Source organism: Desulfovibrio sp. 1188_IL3213 (genome assembly GCF_036763145.1).
Taxonomy (GTDB): Bacteria; Desulfobacterota; Desulfovibrionia; order Desulfovibrionales; family Desulfovibrionaceae; genus Desulfovibrio.
The window spans coordinates 1-726 of record NZ_JBAIYR010000708.1 but is presented as its reverse complement, the minus strand read 5'-3'; the positions used below and the strand labels follow the sequence as shown (position 1 = coordinate 726).

Sequence of the window (726 nt, the reverse complement as noted above, 5' to 3'; positions counted from 1 at the left end):
CGTGGCACGAGGGCGCGCCACTTCTTCTGGCCGACAACACGCACGCCCTCAGCGTGGCGTGCTGCAACGGGGCCTGCGCCTGCATTCCCCGCGCCGTACATGAAAAACTGGGCTTCTGGAACGAGGGCTACGGCCGCTACGGCTATGAAGACCTGGAGTATAGCTGGCGCGCACGGCAGACAGGCTATCTGCTGGCCTACGCGCCACATGAGGACGCCGTGCGCCACCTCGGTGCGGAACCGGAACGACTGGATATCGACATGGAAAACAGCAAGCTTTCCAGCCGCACGGCAGCCCTTTCCGGAACCAGGGCGTACCTCATGTACCTGCTGCTGTTTGAAAAGGGCATCATCCCGCTCAAGGTCGGCCGCAAATATTTGCCCGTGGAAGGGCCGGATGGGCTGAGCTTCAGCCTCAACCCGGAGCACAAGGCGCTCCAGCGCCTGCTCAGCCGCATGATACAGACTGTAGAAGTAAGCCAGACCGGTGACATCTCCTGCCTGAACCTGAATTTATGGCGGGAAAAAGGAACATTGTCATGAGCGCAGCCAATTCCAGCCCGGGCAAAGCCATTTTCTCCTCCGATGCCGAACAATTGCCGCCGCATGCGGTGGAAGATCTGCGCTCCGTCTGCCGTGACGCATGGCGGCAGGGGCTGCTTTCCGGCTGCAACGGCAACGCCAGCCTGCGCCTGCCCGCACCCCGCAGTGAAGCAGTGTGCCTCAC

Annotated in this window: 2 pseudogenes; both read left to right on the top strand. The window is 62.0% G+C overall.

Annotated features, from left to right (window positions below):
- A pseudogene (locus tag V6C16_RS14685) lies at positions 1-542 on the top strand (glycosyltransferase family 2 protein); the annotation flags it as partial.
- Positions 539-726, top strand: a pseudogene (locus V6C16_RS14680) (class II aldolase/adducin family protein); the annotation flags it as partial. The pseudogenes V6C16_RS14685 and V6C16_RS14680, both read left to right, overlap by 4 nt.